This window comes from Parvularcula dongshanensis, from assembly GCF_014199615.1.
Taxonomy (GTDB): domain Bacteria; phylum Pseudomonadota; class Alphaproteobacteria; order Caulobacterales; family Parvularculaceae; genus Parvularcula; species Parvularcula dongshanensis.
Genome location: NZ_JACHOB010000001.1, coordinates 333,146 through 357,075 on the forward strand (window position 1 = coordinate 333,146; position 23,930 = coordinate 357,075).

Annotated in this window: 19 protein-coding genes; 7 read left to right on the forward strand and 12 right to left on the reverse strand. The window is 69.8% G+C overall.

All coding sequences use genetic code 11. The features are described from left to right. Positions 1-15 precede the first annotated feature (15 nt). The 5 genes from yidD to GGQ59_RS01540 all read right to left on the reverse strand — a co-directional run bounded on the left by yidD (position 16) and on the right by GGQ59_RS01540 (position 6,499). A complete protein-coding gene (gene yidD, locus GGQ59_RS01520) occupies positions 16-264 on the reverse strand; it encodes a membrane protein insertion efficiency factor YidD (RefSeq protein ID WP_343074219.1) in 249 nt (82 codons plus the stop codon). Beyond that, positions 257-691, reverse strand: coding sequence for an iron-sulfur cluster assembly scaffold protein (locus tag GGQ59_RS01525; RefSeq protein WP_183815190.1), 435 nt, complete (start codon positions 689-691; stop codon positions 257-259). Before GGQ59_RS01525 ends, yidD begins: the two co-directional genes overlap by 8 nt. A gap of 87 nt (positions 692-778) precedes the next feature. After that, positions 779-3,898, reverse strand: coding sequence for a TonB-dependent receptor (locus GGQ59_RS01530; protein WP_183815191.1), 3,120 nt, complete (start codon positions 3,896-3,898; stop codon positions 779-781). A 251-nt stretch (positions 3,899-4,149) separates the two neighbouring features. Further along, positions 4,150-5,931, reverse strand: a complete 1,782-nt coding sequence (gene argS, locus GGQ59_RS01535; protein ID WP_183815192.1) for an arginine--tRNA ligase — start codon at positions 5,929-5,931, stop codon at positions 4,150-4,152. Between the two features lie 4 nt (positions 5,932-5,935). Continuing rightward, positions 5,936-6,499 carry a hypothetical protein gene (locus GGQ59_RS01540; protein WP_183815193.1) on the reverse strand — a complete coding sequence of 188 codons (564 nt, stop codon included), beginning with the start codon at positions 6,497-6,499 and terminating at the stop codon, positions 5,936-5,938. Between the two features lie 100 nt (positions 6,500-6,599). Here GGQ59_RS01540 and ispH point away from each other — a divergent pair, with 100 nt between their 5' ends. Further along, positions 6,600-7,565, forward strand: a complete 966-nt coding sequence (gene ispH / locus GGQ59_RS01545) for a 4-hydroxy-3-methylbut-2-enyl diphosphate reductase (RefSeq protein WP_183815194.1) — start codon at positions 6,600-6,602, stop codon at positions 7,563-7,565. A 3-nt stretch (positions 7,566-7,568) separates the two neighbouring features. On the opposite strand, the gene GGQ59_RS01550 is transcribed toward ispH, so the two are convergent. From GGQ59_RS01550 to rpe, 3 genes are all read right to left on the reverse strand, one after another. Next, the gene (locus tag GGQ59_RS01550; protein ID WP_221400821.1) at positions 7,569-8,771 is read right to left on the reverse strand and encodes a UDP-N-acetylglucosamine 4,6-dehydratase family protein; all 1,203 of its coding nucleotides are present in this window, start codon (positions 8,769-8,771) and stop codon (positions 7,569-7,571) included. A gap of 164 nt (positions 8,772-8,935) precedes the next feature. Then, positions 8,936-10,420, reverse strand: coding sequence for a heparinase II/III domain-containing protein (locus tag GGQ59_RS15305; RefSeq protein WP_183815196.1), 1,485 nt, complete (start codon positions 10,418-10,420; stop codon positions 8,936-8,938). An 11-nt stretch (positions 10,421-10,431) separates the two neighbouring features. Beyond that, the gene (rpe, locus tag GGQ59_RS01560; RefSeq protein WP_183815198.1) at positions 10,432-11,106 is read right to left on the reverse strand and encodes a ribulose-phosphate 3-epimerase; all 675 of its coding nucleotides are present in this window, start codon (positions 11,104-11,106) and stop codon (positions 10,432-10,434) included. A gap of 332 nt (positions 11,107-11,438) precedes the next feature. Between rpe and GGQ59_RS01565 the strand changes: the two genes are divergently transcribed. The 4 genes from GGQ59_RS01565 to GGQ59_RS01580 all read left to right on the forward strand — a co-directional run bounded on the left by GGQ59_RS01565 (position 11,439) and on the right by GGQ59_RS01580 (position 16,408). Continuing rightward, positions 11,439-12,758 (forward strand): class I SAM-dependent methyltransferase, encoded by a 1,320-nt coding sequence (locus GGQ59_RS01565; protein WP_183815200.1) that lies wholly within the window; start codon positions 11,439-11,441, stop codon positions 12,756-12,758. Positions 12,759-12,834: 76 nt separating this feature from the next. Beyond that, positions 12,835-14,415, forward strand: a complete 1,581-nt coding sequence (gene purH, locus GGQ59_RS01570) for a bifunctional phosphoribosylaminoimidazolecarboxamide formyltransferase/IMP cyclohydrolase (RefSeq protein WP_183815202.1) — start codon at positions 12,835-12,837, stop codon at positions 14,413-14,415. A gap of 156 nt (positions 14,416-14,571) precedes the next feature. Next, positions 14,572-16,050: a histidine kinase dimerization/phosphoacceptor domain -containing protein gene (locus GGQ59_RS01575; protein ID WP_183815204.1), complete on the forward strand. Its 1,479-nt coding sequence runs from the start codon at positions 14,572-14,574 to the stop codon at positions 16,048-16,050. Next, positions 16,043-16,408, forward strand: a complete 366-nt coding sequence (locus GGQ59_RS01580; protein WP_183815206.1) for a response regulator — start codon at positions 16,043-16,045, stop codon at positions 16,406-16,408. The genes GGQ59_RS01575 and GGQ59_RS01580 overlap by 8 nt, the downstream gene beginning before the upstream one ends. A gap of 25 nt (positions 16,409-16,433) precedes the next feature. On the opposite strand, the gene GGQ59_RS01585 is transcribed toward GGQ59_RS01580, so the two are convergent. After that, entirely contained in the window at positions 16,434-18,350 is a 1,917-nt protein-coding gene (locus tag GGQ59_RS01585) for a DEAD/DEAH box helicase (protein ID WP_183815208.1), read from the reverse strand. A gap of 341 nt (positions 18,351-18,691) precedes the next feature. Between GGQ59_RS01585 and GGQ59_RS01590 the strand changes: the two genes are divergently transcribed. Then, a complete protein-coding gene (locus tag GGQ59_RS01590; protein ID WP_183815210.1) occupies positions 18,692-20,116 on the forward strand; it encodes a Glu/Leu/Phe/Val family dehydrogenase in 1,425 nt (474 codons plus the stop codon). A gap of 4 nt (positions 20,117-20,120) precedes the next feature. Here the strand turns inward: GGQ59_RS01590 and GGQ59_RS01595 are convergent, their stop codons facing one another. Together GGQ59_RS01595 and GGQ59_RS01600 are read right to left on the reverse strand one after the other, a co-directional pair. Beyond that, a complete protein-coding gene (locus GGQ59_RS01595) occupies positions 20,121-20,855 on the reverse strand; it encodes an anti-sigma factor (protein WP_183815212.1) in 735 nt (244 codons plus the stop codon). After that, positions 20,852-21,433, reverse strand: coding sequence for a sigma-70 family RNA polymerase sigma factor (locus GGQ59_RS01600; RefSeq protein ID WP_183815214.1), 582 nt, complete (start codon positions 21,431-21,433; stop codon positions 20,852-20,854). Before GGQ59_RS01600 ends, GGQ59_RS01595 begins: the two co-directional genes overlap by 4 nt. A 300-nt stretch (positions 21,434-21,733) precedes the next feature. On the opposite strand from GGQ59_RS01600, the gene GGQ59_RS01605 reads away from it, so the two are divergent. After that, positions 21,734-22,645, forward strand: a complete 912-nt coding sequence (locus GGQ59_RS01605) for a DUF4394 domain-containing protein (RefSeq protein WP_183815216.1) — start codon at positions 21,734-21,736, stop codon at positions 22,643-22,645. Between the two features lie 52 nt (positions 22,646-22,697). On the opposite strand, the gene GGQ59_RS01610 is transcribed toward GGQ59_RS01605, so the two are convergent. Further along, positions 22,698-23,909, reverse strand: a complete 1,212-nt coding sequence (locus GGQ59_RS01610; RefSeq protein WP_183815218.1) for a glycosyltransferase — start codon at positions 23,907-23,909, stop codon at positions 22,698-22,700. Between the last annotated feature and the right edge of the window lie 21 nt (positions 23,910-23,930).

A 23,930-nucleotide genomic window follows, 5' to 3' on the forward strand; every position in this document is an offset into this window, starting at 1 on the left:
CGCCCCCGCCCTGCGTCAAGCGAGCGGGCCTGGCGTCCGCCTCGGCGGCACCGGATCGTAGCCCTGCGTGCCCCAGGGGTGACAGCGCGCGAGGCGGTGGGCGGACAGCCACAAGGCGCGCGGCAAGGGGTGCGTCCGCAGCGCCTCCGCCGCGTAGGCCGAGCAGGACGGCTCGTGCCGGCAGCGTAGCCCGAAGAACCACAAAAACGGCGAGCCCACGGCCCGGTAGGCGAGGACGAGGCCGAGAAGCGCGCGCCTAAGCACGCGCTGCGATCTGATCCAGGCAATCCACGGCGGCGTCCCAGACGAGGAGCGTCGAGGCGTGGCGCGCGGGGTAGGCCTTGATCGGCTGTAGCTTGGCCGCCTCCGCGAAGCGCGGGTTCGAGGGGGGCGGTCCGTCCTCCTTCAGCATCGCGCGCATCTGCGCTGCGGCCTCATGAAGCTCCGCCGGCGTCGCGCCTTCGGCGGTGCGCGCGAAGATGCCGGCGGAGGCCTGGCCGAGCGCGCAGGCCTTCACGCGAAGGGCGACGTCGGCGACCACGCCGTCCCTGACCGAGAGGTCGAGCTCGACCGACGAGCCGCAGACCTTGGAGCTGCGCCGCGCGGTCGCGTCGGCATCCGGCAGCGTCCGGGCGGCGGGCACGCTGCCGGCGGCTTCGAGGAGCGCGTCCGAGTAGAGGTCGTCGAGCATGGCTTGAAGATAGGCGTCTTCTGACGCGCCATAAAGAGAAAGGGCGGCCCGAAGGCCGCCCTTTCGAAGTTCGCTTCAGCGAGGCGCTTAGAACTCGTAGCGCACGCCGAGGCGGATGCTCCACAGCGAGGAGTTGAGGACCGTGCTCGTCCCCGGCTCTTGGAAGTTCGTGTAGACGTACTGGCCGTTCACGATCTCCGCGTCGACGATCGGCGCGTCCTCGGGGAAGCCGTAGGTCGTCTGCTGACCCCAGTCGCTGTCGAGGAAGTTGCCCACGTTCTCGAGGATCACGAAGGCCGAGGCCGCGTGCCCTTCGAGGACGCCCGGGAACTGCTGCTCGACGCGCAGGTCGAACTTGGTCGACCAGTCGTTGTTGAAGCCGTTCCGGGGCGCGATGCCGCCGACATGCTTCCGCAGGTCCTCGTTGTTCGCGACGAACTCGTAGAACTCTTGCGGCGCGGACGCCACGAGCGGGTCCCCAGCGCTGATCGGCACGTAGAGGAGCTGACGGTCGTCCGGGAAGACGAGGCCGCCCGTCTCGAACGCGTTGTTGCCGAAGACGTAGCTGAAGGGCGAGCCTTCGAACGCTTGGCCGAAGAGCGAGAAGCGGGTCTCGTAGTTCGGCACGAAGTCATGCGCGTAGTCGAGACGCATCGTGAAGCGGTGCGGAATCTCGTAGTCCGACGTGTAGGCCCGCGGGAAGACCGCGTCCGACGTGTCGTAGCTCGAGAAGTTCGACGACGCGACCGACGAGGTCATCGGGTTGACGTCGGTGGCGTCCGTATAGGCGTAGCCCAGCGACCAATCGAGGCCGAAGTCGTAGCCCGCCGACAGGCTCGCCGAGAGGACGAGGGCGTCGCCCTTGTCGTCCGTGTTCGTCAGCACGAAGTCGCCCGCCCCGCCGGGGTAGATCGGACGGCCGTCGGGCGCGACCGACGCGTCGCCGCGAGCGATGTCCTCGATGTAGGCGAGCGGTTTGACGATCGCCGCTTCCTTGGTCTTCGAGTACAGAGCGTCGAGGTCGAGGCGCATGCCTTCGCCCAGGAAGCGCGGGCTCGTGTCGAAGTTGATCGTCGCACCGAGCGCGTACTTCCACTCCGCCGGCAGGTCGAAGTTCGGGTCGAGCGCGTTGACGGGGCCGCCGCCTTGCGCCGCCGCGACCTCGGCAAGCGCCTCGTCGGGAATGTCGAAGATCGGCTGACCGCCACCCGAGTAGGTGTAGTCGGTGAGGATGTTCGTGCCGCGCTCCTGGAACTCGTACAGCGTGACGCCGTTGTTCGAGTAGTTGTTCGAGATCCAGACGTTCGGGTTGCCGCCCGAGAAGAGGCCGACGCCGCCGCGGACGGAGACGTTCGCGCCCGCGTCCCAGTTGAAGGCGACGCGCGGCTGGACCAGCCCCTTGCCCTCGAGGTTGTCGTCGTTGCGGATGCCGTACTGCCCTTGGAACAGCGGGTTGTAGTTCGGCCGGTCGTCGGACGTGTAGTAGTCCCAACGCACGCCCGCCGTGATCTGAAGGTCCGTCGTCGCCTGCCACACGTCCTGCAGGTAGGCGGTCGTGATCTCGTAGCCGAACTTCGCCGCGCCGTCGTCGGGATTGTTCGTGCCCGCCGCGTTCTCGTAGATGATGCGGTTCAGGTCGCCGTTGCGGAAGTCCTCGACCGAGTCGAAGCGGAACTCGCCGCCCGTCTCCTGGACGAAGAGGTTGAAGACGTCGAACTCTTCGCGCTCGGCGCCGATCGTGATGATGTGGTTGCCGACCTCGTAGTCCGCCTTGGCCTTCAGCGTCAGCAGCTCGTAGTTCAGCTCGTTCGACTGACGGCTGTCGTCCTCGCCGAGGTAGACGGTCGTCCGCCCGCCATCGCCGCCCGGAACCGCGATCTGCACCTCGCCGAAGCCGGTGTCGGCGCCGTAGGACTGCTGCAGGTTCTCGAGGTCGATGTAGGAGACCCGGAACTCCGTCGACAGACGGTCCGTCCAGTTCGAGTAGAGCGAGCCCACATAGGAGTTCAGCGTCGCGCCGCGCTTGTAGAAGTGGTTGAACTCGGGAAGCTCGTCCGGGTCGCCGTCCGAAGGCGAGTTCGAGAAGCCCTCATTGTAGTTGTAGGTGAACGAGGCGCGGTGGTCGTCGTTGATGTTCCAGTCGAGCTTGCCGAGGAACTTCTCGTCCTTGTTGGCGAGCACGGAGGGAAGGTCGCTGACGGTGTAGCCGTAGACCGACTGCGCGATGTCGACGATCTCTTGGAACTGCGCGTCCGTGATGCCCTTGCCGGTCGGCGTGTTGTTGCCGAACAGGTCCTGGCCTTCGAGCTTCTCGTACGAGGCGAAGAAGAACAGCGTATCGGGGATGACGGGGCCGCCGACCGAGACGCCGTAGCGCCACTCGTCGTAATTGCCGTTGTCGATGTCGCGGTCGCCGGCCTTGTCGCCTTGCAGCTCGTCAGCGGTGTAGTCGGCGAAGGCCGAGCCGAAGAACTCGTTCTGACCGGACTTCGAGACCGCGTTGATGTTGCACGCGGTGAAGCCGCCATACTCGACGTCGAAGGGCGCGAGCTCGACCGAGACCTGCTCGATCGAGTCGTAGGAGAACGGAATCCGCTCGGTCGGGTAGCCGTTCGAGTTCAGGCCGAAATTGTCGTTGAGACGGATGCCGTCAACCGTGAGCGAGTTGTAGCGCGGGTTGGCGCCTGCGCATTGGATCGCGTCGACGTTGGATTCGTCGAGGTAGAGGCGCGGGTCGATCCGCACGACGTCCTTGATGTCGCGGTTGATCGCGGGCGTGCTCTCGAGCGTCTCGAGGTTGAAGACGGCCGCCGGGCCCGTCGCGACGTCGACGATCTGCCGGGTGCCGACGACGACGATCTCGTCCGTGGTGCCCGAGGCGAGGTCGAAGGTCAGGGTCTGGGTGTTGCCGAGGCTGAGCCGCAGGCCTTCGGTCTGTTCCGGCTGGTAGCCGGACGCGCTGGCCGTGACCGTGTAGCTGCCGCTGACGGAGAGGTTGCGGGCGGAGAAGCTGCCCGAATCGTCGGTCGTGAAGCGGCGCGTCTGACCGGTCTGCGTGTCGGTGATGGAGACGTTGGCGCCGGAGAGCGGGCTGCCCGCCTCGTCGGTGACGGTGCCGCGAATGGCGCCGGTGATGTCCTGCGCGACCGCGACGGTGCTGAGCGCCGAGACGGCAGCGCCGGCGGCGAGGAGGGTCTTGAAGTTCATTCGGATGACCTCTGGAACGAAGGTGCCGGACGGCGTGTTGAACGCTGCCCGATCGTGAGCGGGGCGTTAGTCATCCTGTGTGACAGTTCTTTTGCAGCGCACCCCGCGGTTTTCCCCAAGGGGAACTTCGCGCTGCAGCATTGCATAGATGCAACACCTTCCTGTGAACGCGCCTCGACCCGGGCCTGAGAGTATTACGACGGACGACCGCCGAACCATGGGCATTTTCAGGGCGCTACGCCCCGCCCCGGCTACATGCGGGGCGGCAGCGCGATCCCGAGGAGGTCCAGCACCGTGTGCAGCTGCTCGCTCGTCGCCTTGGCGAGGGCGAGCCGCGAGGTCCTGACGTCCCTGTCCGCCTCGTCCCCGATTCGGCAGGCGGCGTAGAAGCGGCTGAAGGCCTGAGCGACGGCGTAGGCGTGGTCGCAAAGGACGTGCGGCATCCGCCGGTCGTGCGAGGCCCGAAGCGCGTCGGGGTAGGCGGCCAAGGCGAGCGCGAGGTCGCGCTCGGCCTCGTGCCCGATGCGGAAACCGTCGGCCCCGCCCTCATAGGCGGCCTTCTGCAGGACCGAATCGATCCTGACCGCGGCGTAGAGAAGGTAGGGGCCCGTCTTGCCCTCGAAGGCCACGAACCGGTCGAGGTCGAAGACGTAGTCGGTGGTGCGCGGGTTCGAGAGGTCGGCGAACTTGAGCGCGGCCATGCCGACGGCCTCGGCGATCGCCTGGCGCTCCTCTTCGGGGTAGTCCGCCCCCACCCCGCCTTCGGACAGGCGGTCGCGGGCTTTGCCGAGCACCATCTCGAAGAGGTCGGAGAGGCGCAGAACGCCGCCTGCCCGCGTCTTGAACGGCTTGCCGTCCTTGCCGTTCATCGTGCCGAAGCCGCAGAACTCGAGGCGGTCCTCGGCCATGATCCCGGCCGCGTCCGCCGCGCGGAAGACCTGTTCGAAGTGCTCGCCCTGCCGCTTGTCGACGACGTAGAGGCAACGCTCGAAGCCCTCCTCCGCCCGCTCGTCGATGGTCGCAAGGTCGGTCGAGCCGTAGCCGACGGAGCCGTTCGACTTGATCATCAGGAGCGGCGGCATCTCCTTCTTGTCGTCCGCGCGCGCGACGCGGACGACCTTGGCGCCGTCCGACTCCTCGAGCAGCCCCTGCCCCTCGAGCCGCGCGACCAGGGGCGCGATGCGGTCGTTGACGCTCGCCTCGCCGCGCCACAGCTCGAACTGCGCGCCGAGGCGTCCGTAGTCCGCTTCGAGGGCGGGCAGGGAGACGTCGATGAAGTGCTGCCAGAGGGCCCGGTAGCCGGGACGCCCCGCCTGAAGCGCGGCCGTCGCGCCCTGCGCCTTCGCGAGCCGGGACGCGGCGGCTTCGCGCACGGCCGTGTCCAGCTCGTCCTTCTTGGCTTTGCAGGCGGCCGAGGCGCGCGGATAGAGCGCGGCGAGGTCGTCCACCGTGACGGGGCTCTCTTCCGGATAGGGTCCTTCGAAGCCCTCGTCGAAGTAGGGAAGATCCGGACGCTCCTCCGCCATCTGCACGATGAGCTGCCCCATCTGCAGTCCCCAGTCGCCGAGGTGGATGTCGCCGACCGCCTCGTGCCCGACGGCCCTCAGCGTCCGCTTGATCGCCTCGCCGATGAGGGCGGAGCGAAGGTGGCCGACGTGAAGGGGCTTGGCGACGTTCGCGCCGCCATAGTCGACGACGATCTTCTGCGGCGTCGGTGCGGTCCACCCCGCAGGCGCCGCCTGCGCCGCCTCGGAAAGCGCCTCGTCGGTCAGGGTGAGGTTCAGGAAGCCCGGCCCTGCGAGCTCGACGGTGGCGAACACCGCCTCGCCCTTCAGCGCCTTGGCCACCGCCGCGCCGACCTCGCGCGGGTTGCGCTTCGCCTGCTTCGCGGCCGCCAGCGCGCCGTTGCACTGGAACTGGCAGAGGTCGGGCCGGTCCGACGGCCGCACCGTGCCCAGGGCCGCGTCCAGCCCTTGCGCCTCGAAGGCGCGTCCGACGACCGCCGACAGCCTGTCCGTTAGGGTCGCGCTCACGGCGTCAAAGCTCCGGGAACTTCAGGCTGTCGCCCGAGCGGTTGTAGAGGAGCTGGTCCCGCGTCAGCACGAAGCCGACCGCGATCTCGAAGTTGGTGCCGGCCGTGTCCGCGTTCGCGCGCGGGATGACGATGCCGTCGACTTCATCGGTCAGGGTCACGGTCGCCCGTCCCTCGCGGAAGGTGACGGGTAGCGTGAACTCAGACTTCTCGATCAGGTCGCGGTTCGTCCGCGTCACCGCGACGAAGTACTGAAGCTCGTGCTGGTAGCCGCTCGCCGCCGGCCCGCGGCCGAGCGCGAAGTCGATCTCGATCTCGGCGCTGATCGGCGTGTCCTCGACGTAGCGGCAATTGGTCCGCACGTCGCGCACCTCGCCGGTCCAGGCGACCGTATCAAGGCTCGGCTCGCCGTCGAACTCGATGATCCGCGCCGCATCGTCGAGGACGAAGACGTTGGGGCACGGGGCGGGGTTCGCCTGCTCCGCCCGTCGGCGCGATTCCCGCAGCGAGGAGCAGCCTGCGAGCAGCAGGAGCGTGAGGAGAAGAGCGGGGATCGTGAAGCGTGCCATGAAGCGTTCCTCGTGCCGCCCCTGTCGGGCGCGCCGGGAAGCGCTTATAGACATATGGACCGCAGACGCCACCGCCCCCGGGGGCGGACGAAGGATTACGATGACGAAGCCTCCGCTGACGCTGCGCCTCGCGAGCCCCCGCGGCTTCTGCGCCGGGGTCGAGCGCGCCATCATCATGGTCGAACGCGCGATCGAGCGCTTCGGCGCGCCGGTCTACGTCCGCCACGAGATCGTCCACAACGAGACGGTCGTGCGCCGCCTGCGCGAGATGGGCGCGGTCTTCGTCGACGAGCTCGACGAGGTGCCGGGCGACCGCCCCGTCCTCTTCTCGGCTCACGGCGTGCCCAAATCGGTACCGGCGGAGGCCGAGCGGCGGAACCTCCTCTACCTCGACGCGACCTGTCCCCTGGTCTCGAAGGTGCACATCGAGGCGCAGCGCCACTTCGACCGGGGCCACCACGTCCTCCTCATCGGTCATGCCGGCCATCCCGAGGTGATCGGCACGATGGGCCAGCTGCCCGAAGGCGCGGTCACGCTGATCGACACGCCCGCGGATGCGGAGGCGTTCGAGCCGCCGCTCGGCGCGGACGGCGCCCCGCGGTCCCTCGCCTACGTCACGCAGACGACGCTGTCGGTCGAAGAGGCGGCGACGGTGATCAGCATCCTGCGGCGCCGCTTCCCCGGCATCCACGTGCCGCACAAGGACGACATCTGCTACGCGACGACCAACCGCCAGGAGGCGGCGGCCGTCATCTCGGCCGAGGCCGACGCGTTGATCGTGATCGGCTCCGAGACCTCGTCGAACTCGAAGCGCCTGGTCGAGGTCGGACGCAAGGCGGGTTGCCCCTACGCCGTGCTCGCGGAGGATGCGGCCGCGATCGACTGGGAGACGCTGGGCCGCCTCGCGCCGGGCGTCGTCGCGCTGACGGCAGGGGCGTCCGCGCCGGAGGCGGTGGTGCAGGGCGTGATCGACGCGTTCGCCGATCGCTACGACCTGACCGTGGACGAGGTCGAGACGACCCGCGAGACGGTCACCTTCAAGCTGCCCCGCGCGCTCGCGGAGTAGCCCCTACTCCGCCGCGCGGATGGCCGGCTTCTGAGGGGCGACCGCCCGGAGGTCGGGACGGAACTCGGGCACGAGGTGATGCACCGCGTCCTCTAGGCCTTCCCTGTTCGCGGCCTTGGCGTGCCGCACGACGTCGGCGAGGCGCGGGTTCAGAAGCGGCAGGTCGATCATGGAGGGACTGGCGAGCAGCACGCCGTCCGCGCCCGTCTTCACCAGCCGCTCGAGGTCGGAGAAGATCTCCTCGTAGAGCTTCTCGCCGGGGCGTAGCCCCGTGAACTCGATTCGGATGTCCTCGTGCGGGCGGAGGCCGGCCGCGTCGATCATGCGCTCGGCCAGCGTGGTGATGTTCACGGGCTCGCCCATGTCGAGGACGAAGATGCGTCCGTCGTGACTGTCGTCGCTGCCGGGCGCGCGGTCCTTGAGGGCGGCCGCCTGCAGGACGAGCTGCACGGCTTCGCGCGTGGTCATGAAGTAGCGCTTCACGTCGGGATGGGTCACCGTGATCGGACCGCCCCGCGCGATCTGGCGCTGGAAGAGCGGCGCGACCGAGCCCGTCGAGCCCAGGACGTTGCCGAAGCGCACGGTGACGAAGCGCGTGCCCGACTGCGCGACGTCGAGCGCCTGGGCGTAGAGCTCGGCGATGCGCTTGGTCGCGCCCATGAAGTTGGTCGGGTTCACCGCCTTGTCGGTCGAGATGAAGACGACCGCGTCGACGCCCGTCTCGACGGCGGCGTCGAAGACGTTCTTCGCGCCGAGCACGTTGACGAGGGCCGCCGGGCACGGGTTCGCCTCGACGATGGGCACGTGCTTGTACGCGGCGGCGTGCAGAACGACCTGCGGGGCGACGTCCCGGAAGACGTCCATCAGGTGGTCCCGGCGGCACACGTCCACGAGGCGCGAGTGGATGAGCTTCGCATGCCCTTCCTGACGCATCTCGAGGTCGATCTCGTAGAGGTTGAACTCGGCGTTATCGACCAGCACCAGGCGTGACGGTCCGAAACCCGCCACCTGCCGTGCAAGCTCCGAGCCGATCGTCCCCCCCGCCCCCGTGATCATGACCGTCTTGCCGGCGATGAGCCGCGAGGCGGCGCGCAGGTCCGGCTTGCGCGGTTCCCGGCCGAGGAGCTGCGCGGAGTCCATCTCGAGAAGACCGAGCCCGAACGGCGCCGGGCGCGGCGTCACGAGGTCCGTGCGTCGCCGCCGCATGAGGTTGCCCAGTCGAGGCTTCTGAGAGGTGGAGCCGCGTCGGCCCGGCCGATCTATCATAGAGTTAGGTTGTCTCCGGCCCAATCGTTAAGATGCTACCATCAGGCTCGAACAAGGCAAGAATCCGGTTAACAGGAAGTTGCGCTTGGCCTGTTTCTGCCATGTCACACTCGCCGCAAGGCCCAGCGGACACCTTCCCGCTCGGCGGTCAGCACGAGCTGGCGGCTCGGCCGCGGCGTTCCCGCCCCGGCATAGACGCCGTCTTCGATGGTGAGCTTCGCGGCGGCGGACTCGAAGCGCCAACTGCGCCCCGACCGCAGCACGAGCGTCGCGCGCCCCTCCGTGCCGCCGCGGGCCTCGACGCCCGGATGGAGGGGGAAGCGGTAGACGGCGCCCGGCATACGCGCCTGATCCTCGCCGAGAAGGGCCGCACCGTCCGCTTCGAGGAAGAGGCGCCGCTTGTGCCCTCCCTCCGCGCCTGAGCGCACCATGGCGAGGAGCGTGCCCGCGCGGCTGTCCTCGCGGTCGAGCGCGGCCGCGCCGTGCCCCGCCGCGTCGAGCGTCGCGGCCGCCGCGGGCCGCAGCAGCGCCTCGCGCCACGTGCTCAGCGCGGGGTCGATCGCCGCCAGCGCCGGCGAAGGCGCCCCGGCGGCGGTGATGAGGCGGTCCGGACCGTCGGTCAGCGCGAAGGCGCCCGCCCCGGCGTCCGAGGAGAGGCGCCCGAGGTCGACGTGGAGCAGCGTGCCCTGCGCGCCGGCTCGGGCGTAGCCGTAGTGTTCCAGGACGGCGTCCGCCTCGCCCCGCATCAGGGGCAGGACCGCTTCGATCGCGCTGCGGTCTCCCTCGGTCCCGCCGGGCAGGACCGCGAGGCCGCCATCGCCGACCCGCAGGCCGCCGAGAAGGAGGCGCAGCACGGCGAGGGCGGGCGGCAGATCCGCGGGCGCCGTCAGTCCGCGGGCGCGATAGGCCTCGCGCAGGCCGTGCAGGCTGACGGCGAGGCGCACGGCCTCGTGCGGATCGCGCAACCCCTTCGGCAGCGCGCCGCCCGCCAGGGCCGTCAGGCCGGCGGCGAGGGGCGGCTTCACCACGCGCTCTTGCTCTGCGGCGAAGGGCAGGCAGAGGCCGCCAAGCGCGAGGCCGATCAGGAGCGGGAGGCGCTGCTCCGGCCCGGCCTTCCCCTTGAGGGAGCGGGCGAGGTGGCGCGTCTGACGGATCAGCGTTCCGAAGACCGCCTCGCGTTGCGGCGCGTCGCGCCCTTCGAGGAGCAAGCCCGAATGGCGTAGCATCGCCTCCGTCCGCGCGGCGGTCAGCAAGGGCGCCCAGGGCTTGGGCGCGTAGCGTCCGTGCCCGCGCAGCCACGCCTCCCACAACACGCGGGCAGGGTGACGACCGTCGCCGCCTTCGCGCTCCCGCGCTGCGAGGGGCGCGAGCCAGCCGAAGCTCTGGGCGTAGGCGAAGGTCGAGGCTTCCCGGGCGAAGAAGGCGTCGGCATGTCGCGACGCGATGCGGGCCAGACGGTCGGCCAGCGCATCGTCAGGCCCCCAAGGGTCGGGCGGCGCCGCGAGCAGGCGGTCGGGCACCGGGCCACGCAGAGAGACGTCGTGATAGAAGCGGTTGCCCGCCGAGACGCGCTGTTGAGAGGTCGGCACCGGACGGCCCCTCAGGCCAGAGCGCGCGAGGCGTGCGCGCGCAACGCTTGGATGTTCGCCGCGTAGGCCGAAGGCCCGCCCGCGAATACGGCCGATCCTGCGACGAGGGCGGTCGCGCCCGCCGCGACGATGCGGTCTGCGTTGTCCGGCGTCACGCCGCCGTCGATCTCGATCAGCGCACCGGTCCCCGCCTCGTCGACGATCGCGCGCAGCCGCTCGATCTTGCGCAGTTGGCTGTCGAGGAAGACCTGCCCGCCGAAGCCCGGATTGACCGACATGACGAGGACGACATCGCAGAGTTCGCGCACCTCGCCGACGACGTCCGGAGACGTCGCGGGGTTGATCGCGACGCCGGCTTTCTTGCCGAGCGCCTTGATCTTCTGAAGGCTGCTGTGAAGGTGCGGGCCGGCCTCGGCATGGACGTGGATCGTGTCGGCGCCCGCCTCCGCGAAGGCTTCGAGGTAGGGCGCGACGGGCTCGATCATCAGGTGGACATCGAAGGGCAGCGCGCTGTGCGGCCGGAGCGCACGGACCATGCCGGGACCGAAGGTCAGGTTGGGAACGAAGTGCCCGTCCATGACGTCGATGTGGATCATGTCCGCGCCGGCTTCGTCCAGCCGTCGCACGGCGTCGCCGAGCGCGGCGAAGTCGGCGGAGAGGATCGAGGGGGCGATAAGCGGCAGCATAGGCGGCAGGTTAGACCCGTTCGCTCGCGATGTGGACGCCTAGTTTGCCAGACCCGAGACCGGGCCGGGAAACAGGCTGGGAACCGAGCCGAAAAGAAGAACGCCCGTCCGGGAGGGACGGGCGCCTTCGGTGCAAGGTCCGGCCTTGGAAGGCCGAGGGCGGTTCGGCGGGAAGCTGAGAACGAATACCGACCTCGTATTCGAGAAAGGCGGCGGAATTGAGACGGCCTGCTCGCGAAGCCGTGCTCGCCCGGGACGCCCCTTCGCCTTCGGCTTCATGGCCGCTTAACCGTGAGCGGGCAGAAAGGCGCAAACGAGAACACGGACGCCCCATGCCAAGCCAGCCCCTCGAACGCATCGCGACCTGCAGAGCCTGTGAGGGGACGGAGCTGACGGAGGCGTTCTGCCTGCCCGGCGAGGACCCTTGGGTCTTCTGCGGCGACGGTGAGGGGCGCGGCGGCTGCGGTCTCCTCCAGCGCGCCAGCGTCTGCGCCGAGGCGCCGCTCCTCGCGATCACGCCGCCGAGCTGGACCGAGCAGTACCGCCGCCGCACGGCCGCGGCCGAGGCGCTCGAGATGATGACGACGCGCGACGGTTGCGCCCTCGACATCGGCTGCGGCGACGGCGCTCTTCTGTCCGCCTACCCGCGCTGGGTCTCGCCGGTCGGCATCGATCCGCGCCTCCCCGCCAGCGGCGGGCAGGACTGGGGCTACGGCCTCGCCGAGGACTTCGTCACGCAGGACGGCCAGGACGCCCTCGACGAGGCGGGCTTCGGCCTCTTCGACGTCATCACCGCCGTCGGCGTCCTCGAAGAGGCCGAGGACCCCCTCGCCTTCCTCCTGCGCGCCCGCGACCGCCTGGCCGAGGACGGCGTCCTCGTCCTCGAGACGCCCTACGCCGCGCTCGCGCTGACCCGCACGCTCGGCAGCGCCTTCCACGACCGCGCCCGCGCCGTCTACATGCTCTCCGTGCTCGAGCGGCTCGCCCGCGCGGCGGCGCTCAAGATCGTCCGCGGCGCGATGACCGAGACCGCGGCGGGCTCGATTCGCCTCTTCCTGACCCACGCGGCCTATGCCGGGCACGACTACGAACCCTGGACCGAGGGCCTCGCCCGCCTCTGGGACGAAGAGGCGGCGCTCGCGCTTCACGGCCCGGCCCCCTACCGCGCCTTCGCCGCGCGGCACGCGGCGCGTGCGGCCGAGATCCAAGCGCTCGGCGCGACCGCGGCCGAACGCTTCGAACATGCCTACGCCCTGTGCGGCGGTGAACGCATGGCCGCGGCGCTTCGTGGCGCGGGCCTGCCGGAAGGCTTCGTCACCGGGATCGTCGGCGAGGCCGGCCTTCCGGGCTATGCCGAGGGCCTCGACCGGCTGACCGAAGACGAGGCGCGCTCTGCGCCGCCGGACATCCTGATCGCGCCCGCCTGGCGCCGCCGCGAGTCCCTCGAGCAGTGGCACGGCTTCGTCATGGAGGGCGGCAAGCTGTGGTTCGTCGAGCCCGAGCTGCACGTCATCGACGCCCACAACTACGCCACCGAACTCGGCCGCGCCCTCGCGGTGACCGACGGCCCCGGTAGCGTCGAGTCGCTCCGCGCGGCCTTGAGCGCGATGCAGCGCCCGGCCCTCAGCGTGGTCGCGGAGCGCCGGGCCTGACGGCCTCTTTAGGCGCGACCTTGCTCCTCCGACCGGCGCGGACGATAAGCCGCCCGCGCCCGACCGGAGAACTCGAATGACCGACGCCCGCATCCCGATCCGAAGAGCCCTCCTCTCCGTCTCGGACAAGACCGGCGTCGCGGACCTCGCGCGCAGGCTGTCGGCGGCCGGCGTCGAACTCGTCTCGACCGGCGGCACGGCGCGGCTCCTGCGCGACGAAGGGCTCGCGGTCAGGGACGTCTCGGACCTCACCGGCTTTCCCGAGGTGATGGACGGGCGCGTGAAGACGCTGCACCCCGGCGTCCATGGCGGCCTCCTCGCCGACCGCTCGAAGCCCGAGCATCTGAGCGCGATGGAGGCGCACGGCATCGCGCCGATCGACCTTCTCGTCGTCAACCTCTACCCCTTCGAACGGGCGCTCGCCTCCGGCGCGGACGACGCGACCATGGTCGAGAACATCGACATCGGCGGGCCGGCCATGATCCGCGCGGCGGCGAAGAACCACGCCTTGGTCGCCGTCGTGACGGACCCCGAGGACTACGAGGTGATCCTCGGCGCGATCGGGAATGGCGGCACGAGCCTCGAGGAGCGCCGCCGCCTCGCGGGCATCGCCTACGGCCGCACTGCGCAGTACGACCAGATGATCGCGACCTGGTTCGCCAAGCAGGCGGGCGAGGCGCCGCGCCGGATCGGCATGGCCGGCCGCCTCGCGCAGACCCTGCGTTACGGCGAGAACCCGCACCAGGACGCCGCCGCCTATACGGACGGCACGAACAGGCCCGGCGTGCTGACGGCCGAGCAGGTGCAGGGCAAGGCGCTCTCCTACAACAACCTCAACGACACCGACGCGGCCTACGAGCTCGTCGCCGAGCTGCCGCGCGACCGGGCGGCGGTCGCGATCATCAAGCACGCGAACCCCTGCGGCGCGGCCGTCGGCGCGACCATCGCCGAGGCCTACGAGGCGGCGCTTCGGTGCGACCCGGTCTCGGCCTTCGGCGGCATCGTCGCGCTCAACCGCCCGCTCGACGGGCCGACGGCGGAGATGATCACCGGCATCTTCACCGAGGTCGTGATCGCGCCGGGCGCGGACGAAGCGGCACGCGCTGCCTTCGCCAAGAAGAAGAACCTGCGCCTCCTCGTCACGGACGCCCTGCCCGACCCGGACCAGCACGGCATGCTCCTGAAGCCCATCGCGGGCGGCTTCTTGTTCCAGGACAAGGACACGCGGCGGGTGAGCGCGGACGAGCTCAAGGTCGTCACCAAGCGTCAGCCGACGGATGAAGAGATGGCCGACCTCCTCTTCGCCTTCACGATCGCCAAGCACGTCAAGTCCAACGCCATCGTCTACGCCAAGAACGGCTCGACGGTCGGCGTGGGCGCTGGCCAGATGAGCCGGCTCGACTCGACCCGCATCGCCGCGATCAAGTCCGAGGACGCGGCCCTCGCGAGCAAGCTCAAAGAACCGCTCGTGAAGGGTTCGGTCGTCGCGTCCGATGCCTTCTTCCCCTTCGCCGACGGCCTCCTCGCCGCGGCGGCGGCGGGCGCGACGGCCGTGATCCAGCCCGGCGGCTCGATCCGCGACGACGAGGTGATCGAGGCCGCGGACAAGGAAGGCCTCGCCATGGTCTTCACCGGCGTGCGCCACTTCCGGCACTGACTTCGTCCCGGTCCGAACGGGTCGCCGGCCTGTACGCGCCGCACCCCTGGACGGTTGGGCGCGGGGAGGAACTCCCATACGTGTTGAGACGGGAAGCCGTCGGAGTGAACCGTGGTGACGCCAGAGCGGAGCGATCCCCCTAGGGTTCTTCGGACGGTGCCGCTGTGGTTGTTCGGGAGCGTCGTCCTGCTCGGCCTCTTCGTGCTGATCGCCGGTTGGGGACTCGGCGCGGACGTCGCGCGGCGCATCGTGCCCCGCTACGCGGCGATGGTGCCGAGCACCGCGTTCTCCTTCGTGCTGACCGGCGGTGCGGCCTTCTACGCGGTGAAGCGAGACGGCAGCCGCGCGGCGCGGCGCGCGCTGCTCATCGTCGCCATCGCCGTCGCAGCGATCGCGGCGACGAACATCGGCGCGCTTCTGCTGACCACGGCGACGGGCCTCGACGCGCTGCTGCATTCCGATACGCGCTCTTCGGGCGTCGCGGGGACCGCCAGCGCCACGGCTCTTTGCTTTCTCCTGGCGAGCGGCGCGCTGCTGCGCCTCCGGCGAGCGGGGGCCCGGACCTCGGACCTTCCGCTGACGGCCTTCGCCACGGTCGGGCTCGTCCTCAGCCTGACCGCGGCCACGGGCTACGCCTTCGATACCGACGCGCTCTACGAGGTGTCGATCTTCACCGCGATGGCACTGCACACGGCGCTCGGCTTCGCGATGCTCTTCTCGGGCCTTCTCCTGGCAAAACTCCAGGCCAGTTGGGTCCGTCTCCTCATCGGTCCGGGCACGGGCAGCGCCGGTGCGCGCAGGCTGTTCCCCGTCATCGTCGCGCTGCCCTTCGTCCTCTGCCTCGCCACCTTATGGCTGACCCGGAACGGCGTCTTCGGCCCCAACTTCCGGCTCAGCGTGCTCGCCATCGTCATGACGGTCGTCCTGGCCGTGGCGGTCTTGAGCAACGCTGCGAGAGAGAACCTGGCCGAGGCGAGGCAGGATGCGCTGACCCGCAACCTCCAGGTCACGATCGGCGAGCGCGACCTCCTGCTTCGCGAGGTCTACCATCGGGTGAAGAACAACCTTCAGCAGATCAACGGCCTGCTCGCGATCGAGGCGGCGGGGGTCGACAGCGAGGACGCACGCCGCGCCTTCGACGCGACGTCCCGGCGCGTCCAAGCGCTCGGCACCGTTCACAGGCTCCTCATCGCCTCGCCGAGCCTGACCGAGTTCCGGGCCGAGCCCTTCCTCGACGAGCTTTGCCAGAACCTCGCCTCGGGTCAGGACGCCGCCGGCCGAGGCGTCACGGTCGAGGTCGAGGCGGCGGAGGTGCCGCTGCCCATCGATCTGTCCATCGCGCTCGGCCTCATCGTCAACGAACTCGTCACCAACGCCCTCGCGCACGCCTTTCCGGACGGCGGCACGGTCACCGTTCGCCTGACCCGAACGCGCGAGGGCGAAGGCATCCTCACGGTCGAGGATGACGGGACCGGCGGCGCCGCGAACGCGAAAGAGGCGGCCGGAACCGGAACGCTGATCGTGGACGGCCTCGTCCGTCAGCTCGAGGCGAGCCTGACCACCTCAGGCGAAGACGGGACGAGAACCCGGATCGTCATACCTAAGGGTATGATGGAAGGAAGTCCCCATGTCTGAAGCCAAAACGGTCGTGATCGTCGAGGACGAGTTCCTGATCGCGAACTACCTCGACGGGCTCTGCAAGCAGATGAGCGTCGAGGTCCTCGGCCTGGCCGCGAAGGCCGACGAGGCGTTGTCCCTCATCTCGGAAACGAAGCCTCAGTACATCCTGATGGACGTGAGGTTGCAGGGAAGGCGCGACGGCGTGGACGTCTCCAACGCCGTGCATGCGGAGAGGCCGGAGACCCGGATCGTCTTCATCACCGGTTCGAACGAGCCCCCGACGCTCGACCGTATCAATACGGACGATCCGTTCCGCGTCCTCATCAAGCCGATCAACCCGAGCGAGCTGCGCGAGGCCTTCGGCCTCGACTGACCCGCGCCCGCCCGGGCGGTGCCGATCACTCCGGCCGCGACTTGACGCGTTTGAACGGTTTCGCCTTGCCGGGGCGCTTGCGCGGACCGGCGCCGTCGGCGGCCGTCCTGACCTTCTTCTGGCCAGCGGTCTTGCCCGCCTGCTTCGGCTTCCTCTTGAAGCCGGGGGCGTCGGCATCGGCGGACCACGGCTTTGCGACCGAGGTCGGCTCGCCGTCCGGCTGCACCTTCGGTTCGGGCTTCGCCTTCTTCTCGTAGGGCGGCTTGCTGCGCGTGCCGGTCTTCGGGTGCGGCTTCTCGGGGCGCCTTTGCGCCGGGCCGCGAGGGACGTACTGCTCGGGCGGCGGCGGCCCGTCGGCCCGTCGGACGTTGATGCCGTCCTCTAGGCGCCCGGCCTTCCCGATCCTCTCCAGGAAGTCCGACGCGCCCTCGGCGTCCAGCTGCACGTAGGTTTCGTCCTCGCGCACGCGGATCGCGCCGATCGCGGTCTTGCTCATCGGTCCCGACTTGCAGAGCATCGGCAGGAGCCAGCGCGGCTCGGCCCGCTTGGTACGGCCGACCGACAGGACGACCCAGACCGCGTCCTCGATCTCCTTGCGCGGCTTCCGCTCGCGCGGCGCGTCCAGGGGTTCGACCTCGGAGAGTTCCTCGGGCGCGGAGCGGCCGGCGCGGTGCAGACGAACGAGCGCCGCGGCGAGGTGCTCGGCGGAGTACTCATCCGCGATCTTGCGGACGAGGTCCGTGACCTCCGTCGGCGCCTCGGTCAGTGCGGGGTCGGCGAGCAGGCGCTCGTCGTCCTTCGCTTCGACCTCTTCCGCGCTCGGCGGGGTGCCCCACTCGGCCGTCACCTTCGCGTCGCCGAGCAGGCGCTCGACGCGGCGCCGGGCGCGCGGCGGCACGATCAGGACCGAGGTCCCTTTGCGGCCGGCCCTGCCGGTGCGGCCCGAGCGGTGCAACAGGCCCTCCTGGTTCTTCGGCAGGTCGGCGTGGATGACAAGCTCGAGGCCCGGAAGGTCGATGCCGCGCGCCGCCACGTCCGTCGCGACGCAGACCCGCGCCCGTCCGTCCCGCATGGCCTGGAGCGCGGCGGTACGCGCCTTCTGGTCGAGCTCGCCCGAGAGAGAGACGACCGAGAAGCCTCGGTTGCCGAGGCGGCTCGACAGCCGGGCCACCGCCGCGCGGGTCGAGCAGAAGACGATCGCGTTCGGCGCCTCGTAGTAACGCAGCGTGTTGATGATGGCGCGCTCCGCGTCGTGCTGCGCGGTGACGAGCGCACGGTAGGCGATGTCGGTGTGCTGGCGGCTCGGCCCGCTGGCCGAGATCCTGAGCGCGTCGTTCTGATAGCGGCTCGCGAGCTTCGCGATCCCGCCGCCGACGGTCGCGGAGAACATCAGCGTCCGGCGCTCTTCGGGGCAGGCCTCGAGGATCGCTTCGAGCTCCTCGCGGAACCCGAGATCGAGCATCTCGTCCGCTTCGTCGAGGACGACGGCCCTCAGCGCCGACAGGTCGAGCGAGCCGCGGCTGACGTGATCGACGAGGCGCCCCGGCGTGCCGACGACGATGTGGGCGCCGCCCGCCAAGGCCCGCCGCTCGTCGCGCATGTCCATGCCGCCGACGCAGGTCGCGATGACGGCCCCCGCCTCGCGGTAGAGCCAGGTCAGCTCGCGCGCGACCTGCAGCGCGAGCTCACGCGTCGGCGCGACGGCGAGCGCGAGCGGCGGCCCCGCCGCGTGCAACCGGTCCGCCCCCCGCAGGAGGTCCGGTCCGACGGCGAGCCCGAAGGCGACGGTCTTCCCCGACCCCGTCTGGGCGGAGACCAGGAGGTCGCGGCCTGCGACCTCGGGCGCGAGCATCGCCTCCTGGACGTCGGTCAGCGTGTCGTAGCCCTTGGCGTCGAGCGCGTTCGAGAGGGCGGGCGGAAGGCCCTGAGCGGGTTCGGTCATTCGGGGTCTCGGAATGCAAAGCGGCCCCGGGCGTCGCCGCCCGGGGCCGGTGTCGGGTGACGCAGCTACGCCAAAGGGCGACGAATTGCGACCCCTGCGCGTCGACGCGCCTCAGGCGGGGTCCGTCCCTGCCGCGCTGCAGCGCGAACGGCGCGCTCATCGCGCGGCGACGCCTCGCGGAAGGGGCGGATCGCATCCCGCGCGCGCTCGGGAAAGCCGATTCATGCAAGTCGCGCCGCGCCCGGCGCGGGCCTGCTGTCGCCCCTGCCAAAGGGTCCGAAGCTGCGGTAGGGCCTTGGCAAAACGCGCTCAGACGCGCGCGCTCTACGATGGAGGCCTAGATGTCCCGACCGACCCACCACCGCGAGATGACCTTCCGCGAGTCGACCGACATGATGTTCGATCGCGCGGCGGCGCACTTGGACGTGTCCGACGGCCTCAAGCACAAGATCAAGGTCTGCAACTCGGTCTACACGGTGCGCTTCGGCGTCCGCCTGCGCGGCGACATCCACACCTTCACGGGCTACCGGGCCGTGCACTCCGAGCATGTCGAGCCGGTCAAGGGCGGCATCCGCTACGCGATGTCGGTCAACCAGGACGAGGTCGAGGCCCTCGCCGCGCTGATGACCTACAAGTGCGCCCTCGTCACGGTCCCCTTCGGCGGCTCCAAGGGCGGCCTGACCTTGAACCCGCGCGAGTGGGACGAGGACGAACTCGAGCGGATCACGCGCCGCTTTACCTACGAGCTCGCCAAGCGCGACCTCATCCACCCCAGCCAGAACGTGCCCGCCCCCGACATGGGCACGGGCGAGCGCGAGATGGCGTGGATGGCCGACGCCTATAACCGCCTCCACCCGACCGACATCGACGCGCGCGCCTGCGTCACCGGCAAGCCGCTCCATGCGGGCGGGATTGCGGGCCGCGTCGAGGCGACGGGCAGAGGCGTGCAGTTCGCGCTGCACGAGTTCTTCCGCCATCCCGAAGACTTGCGCGACGCGAACCTCGAAGGCGAGCTCGAGGGCAAGAGCGTCATCGTCCAGGGCCTCGGCAATGTCGGCTACCACGCCGCGAAGTTCCTGTCGGAGGAGGACGGCGCCAAGATCGTCGCGGTCGCCGAGTTCGACGGCGCGATCGTCGACGAGAACGGCATCGACATCGAAGGCCTCAAGACCTGGATCAACACCAATGGCGGCGTGAAGGGCTATCCGCACGGCCGCTGGGTCGAGGACTCCGCGGCCGTCCTCGAGATGCCGTGCGACATCCTCATCCCGGCTGCCGTCGAGGGTTCGATCAACTCGGGCAACGCCGCGCGGATCGAGGCGAAGATGATCATCGAGGCCGCGAACGGCCCCATCACCGCCAACGCCGACACCATCCTTCGCGAGAAGGGCGTCTTCATCATCCCCGACATGTACGCCAACGCCGGCGGCGTGACGGTCTCCTACTTCGAGTGGGTGAAGAACCTCAGCCACATCCGCTTCGGCCGGATGCAGCGGCGCGAGGAGGAGAAGCGCAACCGCATGCTCCTCGCCGAGCTCGAGAGCATCACCGGCAAGAAGTTCTCCGACGCCTTCCGCCTGCGCTTCGAGCGGGGCGCGGACGAACTCGACCTCGTCCGCTCCGGCCTCGACGACACCATGCGCACCGCCTACGGCAACATGCGCACCGCCTGGCGGGAGAAGGACGGCATCGAGGACCTGCGCACGGCGGCCTACTACGTCGCGCTGCAGGACGTGGCGACGAGCTACCGCTCCTTAGGCCTCTAAGGCGTCAGAGCGGCTCGACCTGACCGGCGGCGACCACGGGTCCCGTCGGCAGGCCCGTCGGCGAGCCGCCCGGCGGCTCCAGGCTGATCGCGAGGCTGGGCAGCGTCCCCGCCGCTTCGGCGAGCGGCCCCAGGTCCAGCGTCAGCGTGTTGTCCGTGTTCGGAACGAGGACGCCGAGCGAGACAGGATCTCCGCCCTCGGGCAGCAGCCAGAGCTGCACGGCGCGGCCGCCCGCTTCGATCGAGCTCGGATCCACCCTGAGAACCCCGGTCGGCAGGTCGAGCCGAACGAGGACCGGCGCCTGGGCGTCGGTCGGCGACAGCACTGCGACGTAAGGGGGCGTCGTCTCCGCCGCCGCCTGAGGGACGGGCTCCTCCGTAGGCGGCGCGCCGAACCGGGTCATGAGGAGGCCAAACTCGACGACGGCGACGAGGCCGAGCGCGGTGGCCGCGACCTGCCACGCCCGAGCGCCCCTCGCGCGGCTACCCGCCATCGGCAGGTCGTCGTTCGCGCCGAGCGCCGCCTCGACGCGGTTCTTCAGCGCCGAGGGGGGCTCTACCTCGGCGACCGCCTCGCCGAACCGCGCGAAGACGATCTGCCAGCGCGCGATCTCGGCGGCGAGAGGCTCGTCCGTCCGCGCACGGTCGTCGACCGCCCGCGCCTCCTCGGCCGGCAGCAGGCCGAGAACGCGCTCGGCGGCGAGCACGCCGTCGTCGCGAAGGTCTTCGGTCTCGCTCATGACCGCTCCTCCACGCCGCGCCCCTCGAGGCAGTCCCTGAGGGCCGATAGGCTGCGGCGTACCCAGCTCTTCAACGTTCCTTCCGGATGACCGGTGGTCTCCGCCATCTCCGCATAGGTCGAACCGGCGAAGTAGGCATCTCTGATCGCCGATGCCCGCTCCTGCGGCAGCATGTCCAGACAGTCGTGGAGTGTCGAGACCTCGGCGGCGTGCAGGATCGCCTGCTCGGGCGTCGGCACGGGAAGCGGTACGACCGTGCCGTGCGGCGCGTCGCGCAGGTCGGGCTTGCGGTCCACGATCCGCCGGCGGCGGCGCCGGTCGATGGCCGAGTTGCGCGTGATCGAGATCAGCCAAGCCAGCGGCGGACCGGCCTGCGGTCCGTAGCGGTCGGCGTAGCGCCAGACCTTGACGTAGGCTTCCTGCAACGCCTCCTCGGCTTCGGCCGCGTCGCCCAGGACCTGAAGGCTGACGCCGTAAAGGCGTGGGGCCGTCGCGTCGTAGAGAAGGGAGAAGGCGGCGCGGTCACGCGCCCCCGCCCGCTGCAGGAGCACCGCCAGATCTTCTCTCGCGCCCGTCACCGCAGCGTCCCTTCCCAATCTTTCCTGCCGTCGAAACAGCATTCCCGTCGGAAGGCAACGACCGAGAACAGCCAAACTGCGGCCATCCTTGCGAAGCAAAGCCTCATCACCGCGAAACCAGCCTGCGCCGCGCATCGTATACGAAGCCGATGCCCATCCGGTTGCACAGTAAACGTCACGATGTTCGCAAAAACTGCTTTTAGCATCCACTTGAGCGTTCGTGATTCTTCTCTGCGGCTTCGGCATGACACGAGGCGTCAGGGCGCGCCGCGCCGGAGAGAGTAGAGAGGAGAACGCTCCGTGAAGAACCTGACCAAAAGTCTGCTAGTCACCGCCGGCCTTACCGCGTTCGGCGCGACCGGCGCGCACGCCGCGCACATGGCGTACACGCTCGGCAACAACGGCAACACGCTCGTCACCTTCGCCCCGGACGGGTCGGGCGTGGCGACCGCCATGGCGATCACGGGGACGAACCTGCCCTCGCTCGACGCCATCACCTACCGGCCGGAGACGGGGCAGCTCTACGGCTTCTCCTCCGACGACGATCAGTTCTGGATCATCGATCCGAGCACCGGCGCCGCGACGGCGGCCTTCGCTTCCGACATCGACGTCCTGACCAACGTCGTCAGCATGGACTTCAACCCGACGCTCGACGCCGTCCGGCTCGTAACCGATGCGGGCGACAACCTCGTCTACAACCCCAACGCCGGTACGATCACGCGGGTTAACGACCTGACCTATGACGAGGGCTACGACCCCGCGCTCGCCGAGCCGCTGCCGGTCGGCAACGGCTACACGAACCAGATCGGACAGGCCGAGGCGCAGGCGCTCGGGACGACCCAGTACGTGCTCGACGCGCAGACCGACACGATCGGCGTCCTCAACAACAATGACGGCGACATCGACTTCAGGGGCGACGTCGGGACGGACTTCACCGCGACCGGCGGATTCGACGTGTTCACCGCCCCCGACGGAAGCAACATCGGCTACGCGCTTCTGACCGGCAATGACGGCACCGCGTTCTACGAGGTGGACCTCGGCAGCTTCGTCTTCACCCGGCTCTTCGAGACGACCGACGAGTACGGCGTTTTGACCAGCCTCGCCGTCTTCGTGCCCGACATGGCGCCGGTTCCCGTACCGGCGGCAGGCCTCTTGTTCCTGACCGGGGCGGGCGGCTTCGCCGCGATGCGCCGCAGGAAGAAGACGGCGTAGGCCGCCTTCGGCGAGCCGAGTGCGAAGGGCGCCTCAGGGCGCCCTTCTTCGTTCAGGCGCCGGTCAGACCCGCGAACCAGACCTTCTTCGCGGGGTAGACGTCGCGCGCGGCGTAGCTTTCGAGGATGGTCCGCCGGGCGGCCGCTCTCAGGGGCGCGAGCTCGTCCCTGCGCGCGAGCGTGTCCTCGAGGGCGTCCGCAAGGGCCTCGGCGTCGCGGTGGTCCGCCAAGACGGCGTTCTCGCCGTGCCGCATGACTTCCCGCACCGGCGCCGTGTCCGAGGCGAGCATTAGGCACCCGGCGCTCATCGCCTCCATCGACGACCAGGAGAGGACGAAGGGCACGGTGAGGTAGGCATGGACGCCGGAGACCTGAAGCACACGGAGGTAGTCGCGCCGCCCCAAGAGCCCCGTAAAGCAGATGCGGGCCGGGTCGAGGTCCAACTCTTCGAGCGCGACCTCCTTGTAGGTCTTCCCGGAAGGATGCTTCCGTCCGTAGGCGACGCGGTCCTCGCCAACGACGATCGCGCGAAGGTTCGGCCTTCGCTTCTGGACGGTCGCGAGCGCCGCCATGAACTCGGGAAACCCCCGATACGGCTCCATGCCGCGCGCGACGTAGGTGACGACCTCGTCGCCCTTGCGGAAGGTGTGCTGCCCGAAGGTGACGGGGCCGGGGTCGCCGGGCGCATAGGTCTCCGTGTCGATCCCGTCATGGAGCACGGTCAGCTTCGGCCGGAAGAGCGAAGGGAACTGGCTCGCCTGATAGCGCGTCGGCACGAGGCCCGCCTCGCAGGCGGTGAGGTCGGTCAGGATCGGCGCGTTGCGCGTGCGCTCGCGGGCGCGCTCGAGCGGCGGGCGGTCGGGGCCCGACAGGAAGGTGATGTCGTCCGCGTCCCCCCGATAGTACCACTCGAAGTAGCCCACGTAAGGAACGTCGGACCAGACGTCCTTCAGGTACATGCCGGGGCCCCAGCCCGAATGGGCGACGATCAGGTCGGGCCTGTAGCCCTTCTTGTCGCGCAGGAGCGTTCCGACCTCGACGGCCGAAGCGCCCGTGACGACGGCCTTGGTCGCGCCTGCGAGGAAGGGGTGAGGTTTGAGGTCCTTCGGCATCTCCCGGTCGCGATAGACGACCGTTTCGATCCCGTCGGCCTTGGCGCCCTGGCGCTGGGTCATGAAGGTGACCTGCCAGCCCTCGCCCGCGAGGTACTGGCCGATGGCGCCGAACTGGGCCGGAAAGTTGTTGTGGAGGAAGAGGATCTTCATCGCCTCGGCTCCGCTCGCATC

Excerpts from the sequence above, each read along its gene's own strand:
- GGQ59_RS01530 (WP_183815191.1), bottom strand. The coding sequence starts at position 3,898 with ATGAACTTCAAGACCCTCCTCGCCGCCGGCGCTGCCGTCTCGGCGCTC.
- GGQ59_RS01590 (WP_183815210.1), top strand. The coding sequence starts at position 18,692 with ATGTCCCGACCGACCCACCACCGCGAGATGACCTTCCGCGAGTCGACC.
- GGQ59_RS01565 (WP_183815200.1), top strand. The coding sequence starts at position 11,439 with ATGCCAAGCCAGCCCCTCGAACGCATCGCGACCTGCAGAGCCTGTGAG.
- purH (WP_183815202.1), top strand. The coding sequence starts at position 12,835 with ATGACCGACGCCCGCATCCCGATCCGAAGAGCCCTCCTCTCCGTCTCG.
- ispH (WP_183815194.1), top strand. The coding sequence starts at position 6,600 with ATGACGAAGCCTCCGCTGACGCTGCGCCTCGCGAGCCCCCGCGGCTTC.
- GGQ59_RS01585 (WP_183815208.1), bottom strand. The coding sequence starts at position 18,350 with ATGACCGAACCCGCTCAGGGCCTTCCGCCCGCCCTCTCGAACGCGCTC.
- GGQ59_RS01580 (WP_183815206.1), top strand. The coding sequence starts at position 16,043 with ATGTCTGAAGCCAAAACGGTCGTGATCGTCGAGGACGAGTTCCTGATC.
- GGQ59_RS01610 (WP_183815218.1), bottom strand. The coding sequence starts at position 23,909 with ATGAAGATCCTCTTCCTCCACAACAACTTTCCGGCCCAGTTCGGCGCC.
- GGQ59_RS01595 (WP_183815212.1), bottom strand. The coding sequence starts at position 20,855 with ATGAGCGAGACCGAAGACCTTCGCGACGACGGCGTGCTCGCCGCCGAG.
- GGQ59_RS01525 (WP_183815190.1), bottom strand. The coding sequence starts at position 691 with ATGCTCGACGACCTCTACTCGGACGCGCTCCTCGAAGCCGCCGGCAGC.
- rpe (WP_183815198.1), bottom strand. The coding sequence starts at position 11,106 with ATGCTGCCGCTTATCGCCCCCTCGATCCTCTCCGCCGACTTCGCCGCG.
- GGQ59_RS01540 (WP_183815193.1), bottom strand. The coding sequence starts at position 6,499 with ATGGCACGCTTCACGATCCCCGCTCTTCTCCTCACGCTCCTGCTGCTC.
- GGQ59_RS01550 (WP_221400821.1), bottom strand. The coding sequence starts at position 8,771 with ATGCGGCGGCGACGCACGGACCTCGTGACGCCGCGCCCGGCGCCGTTC.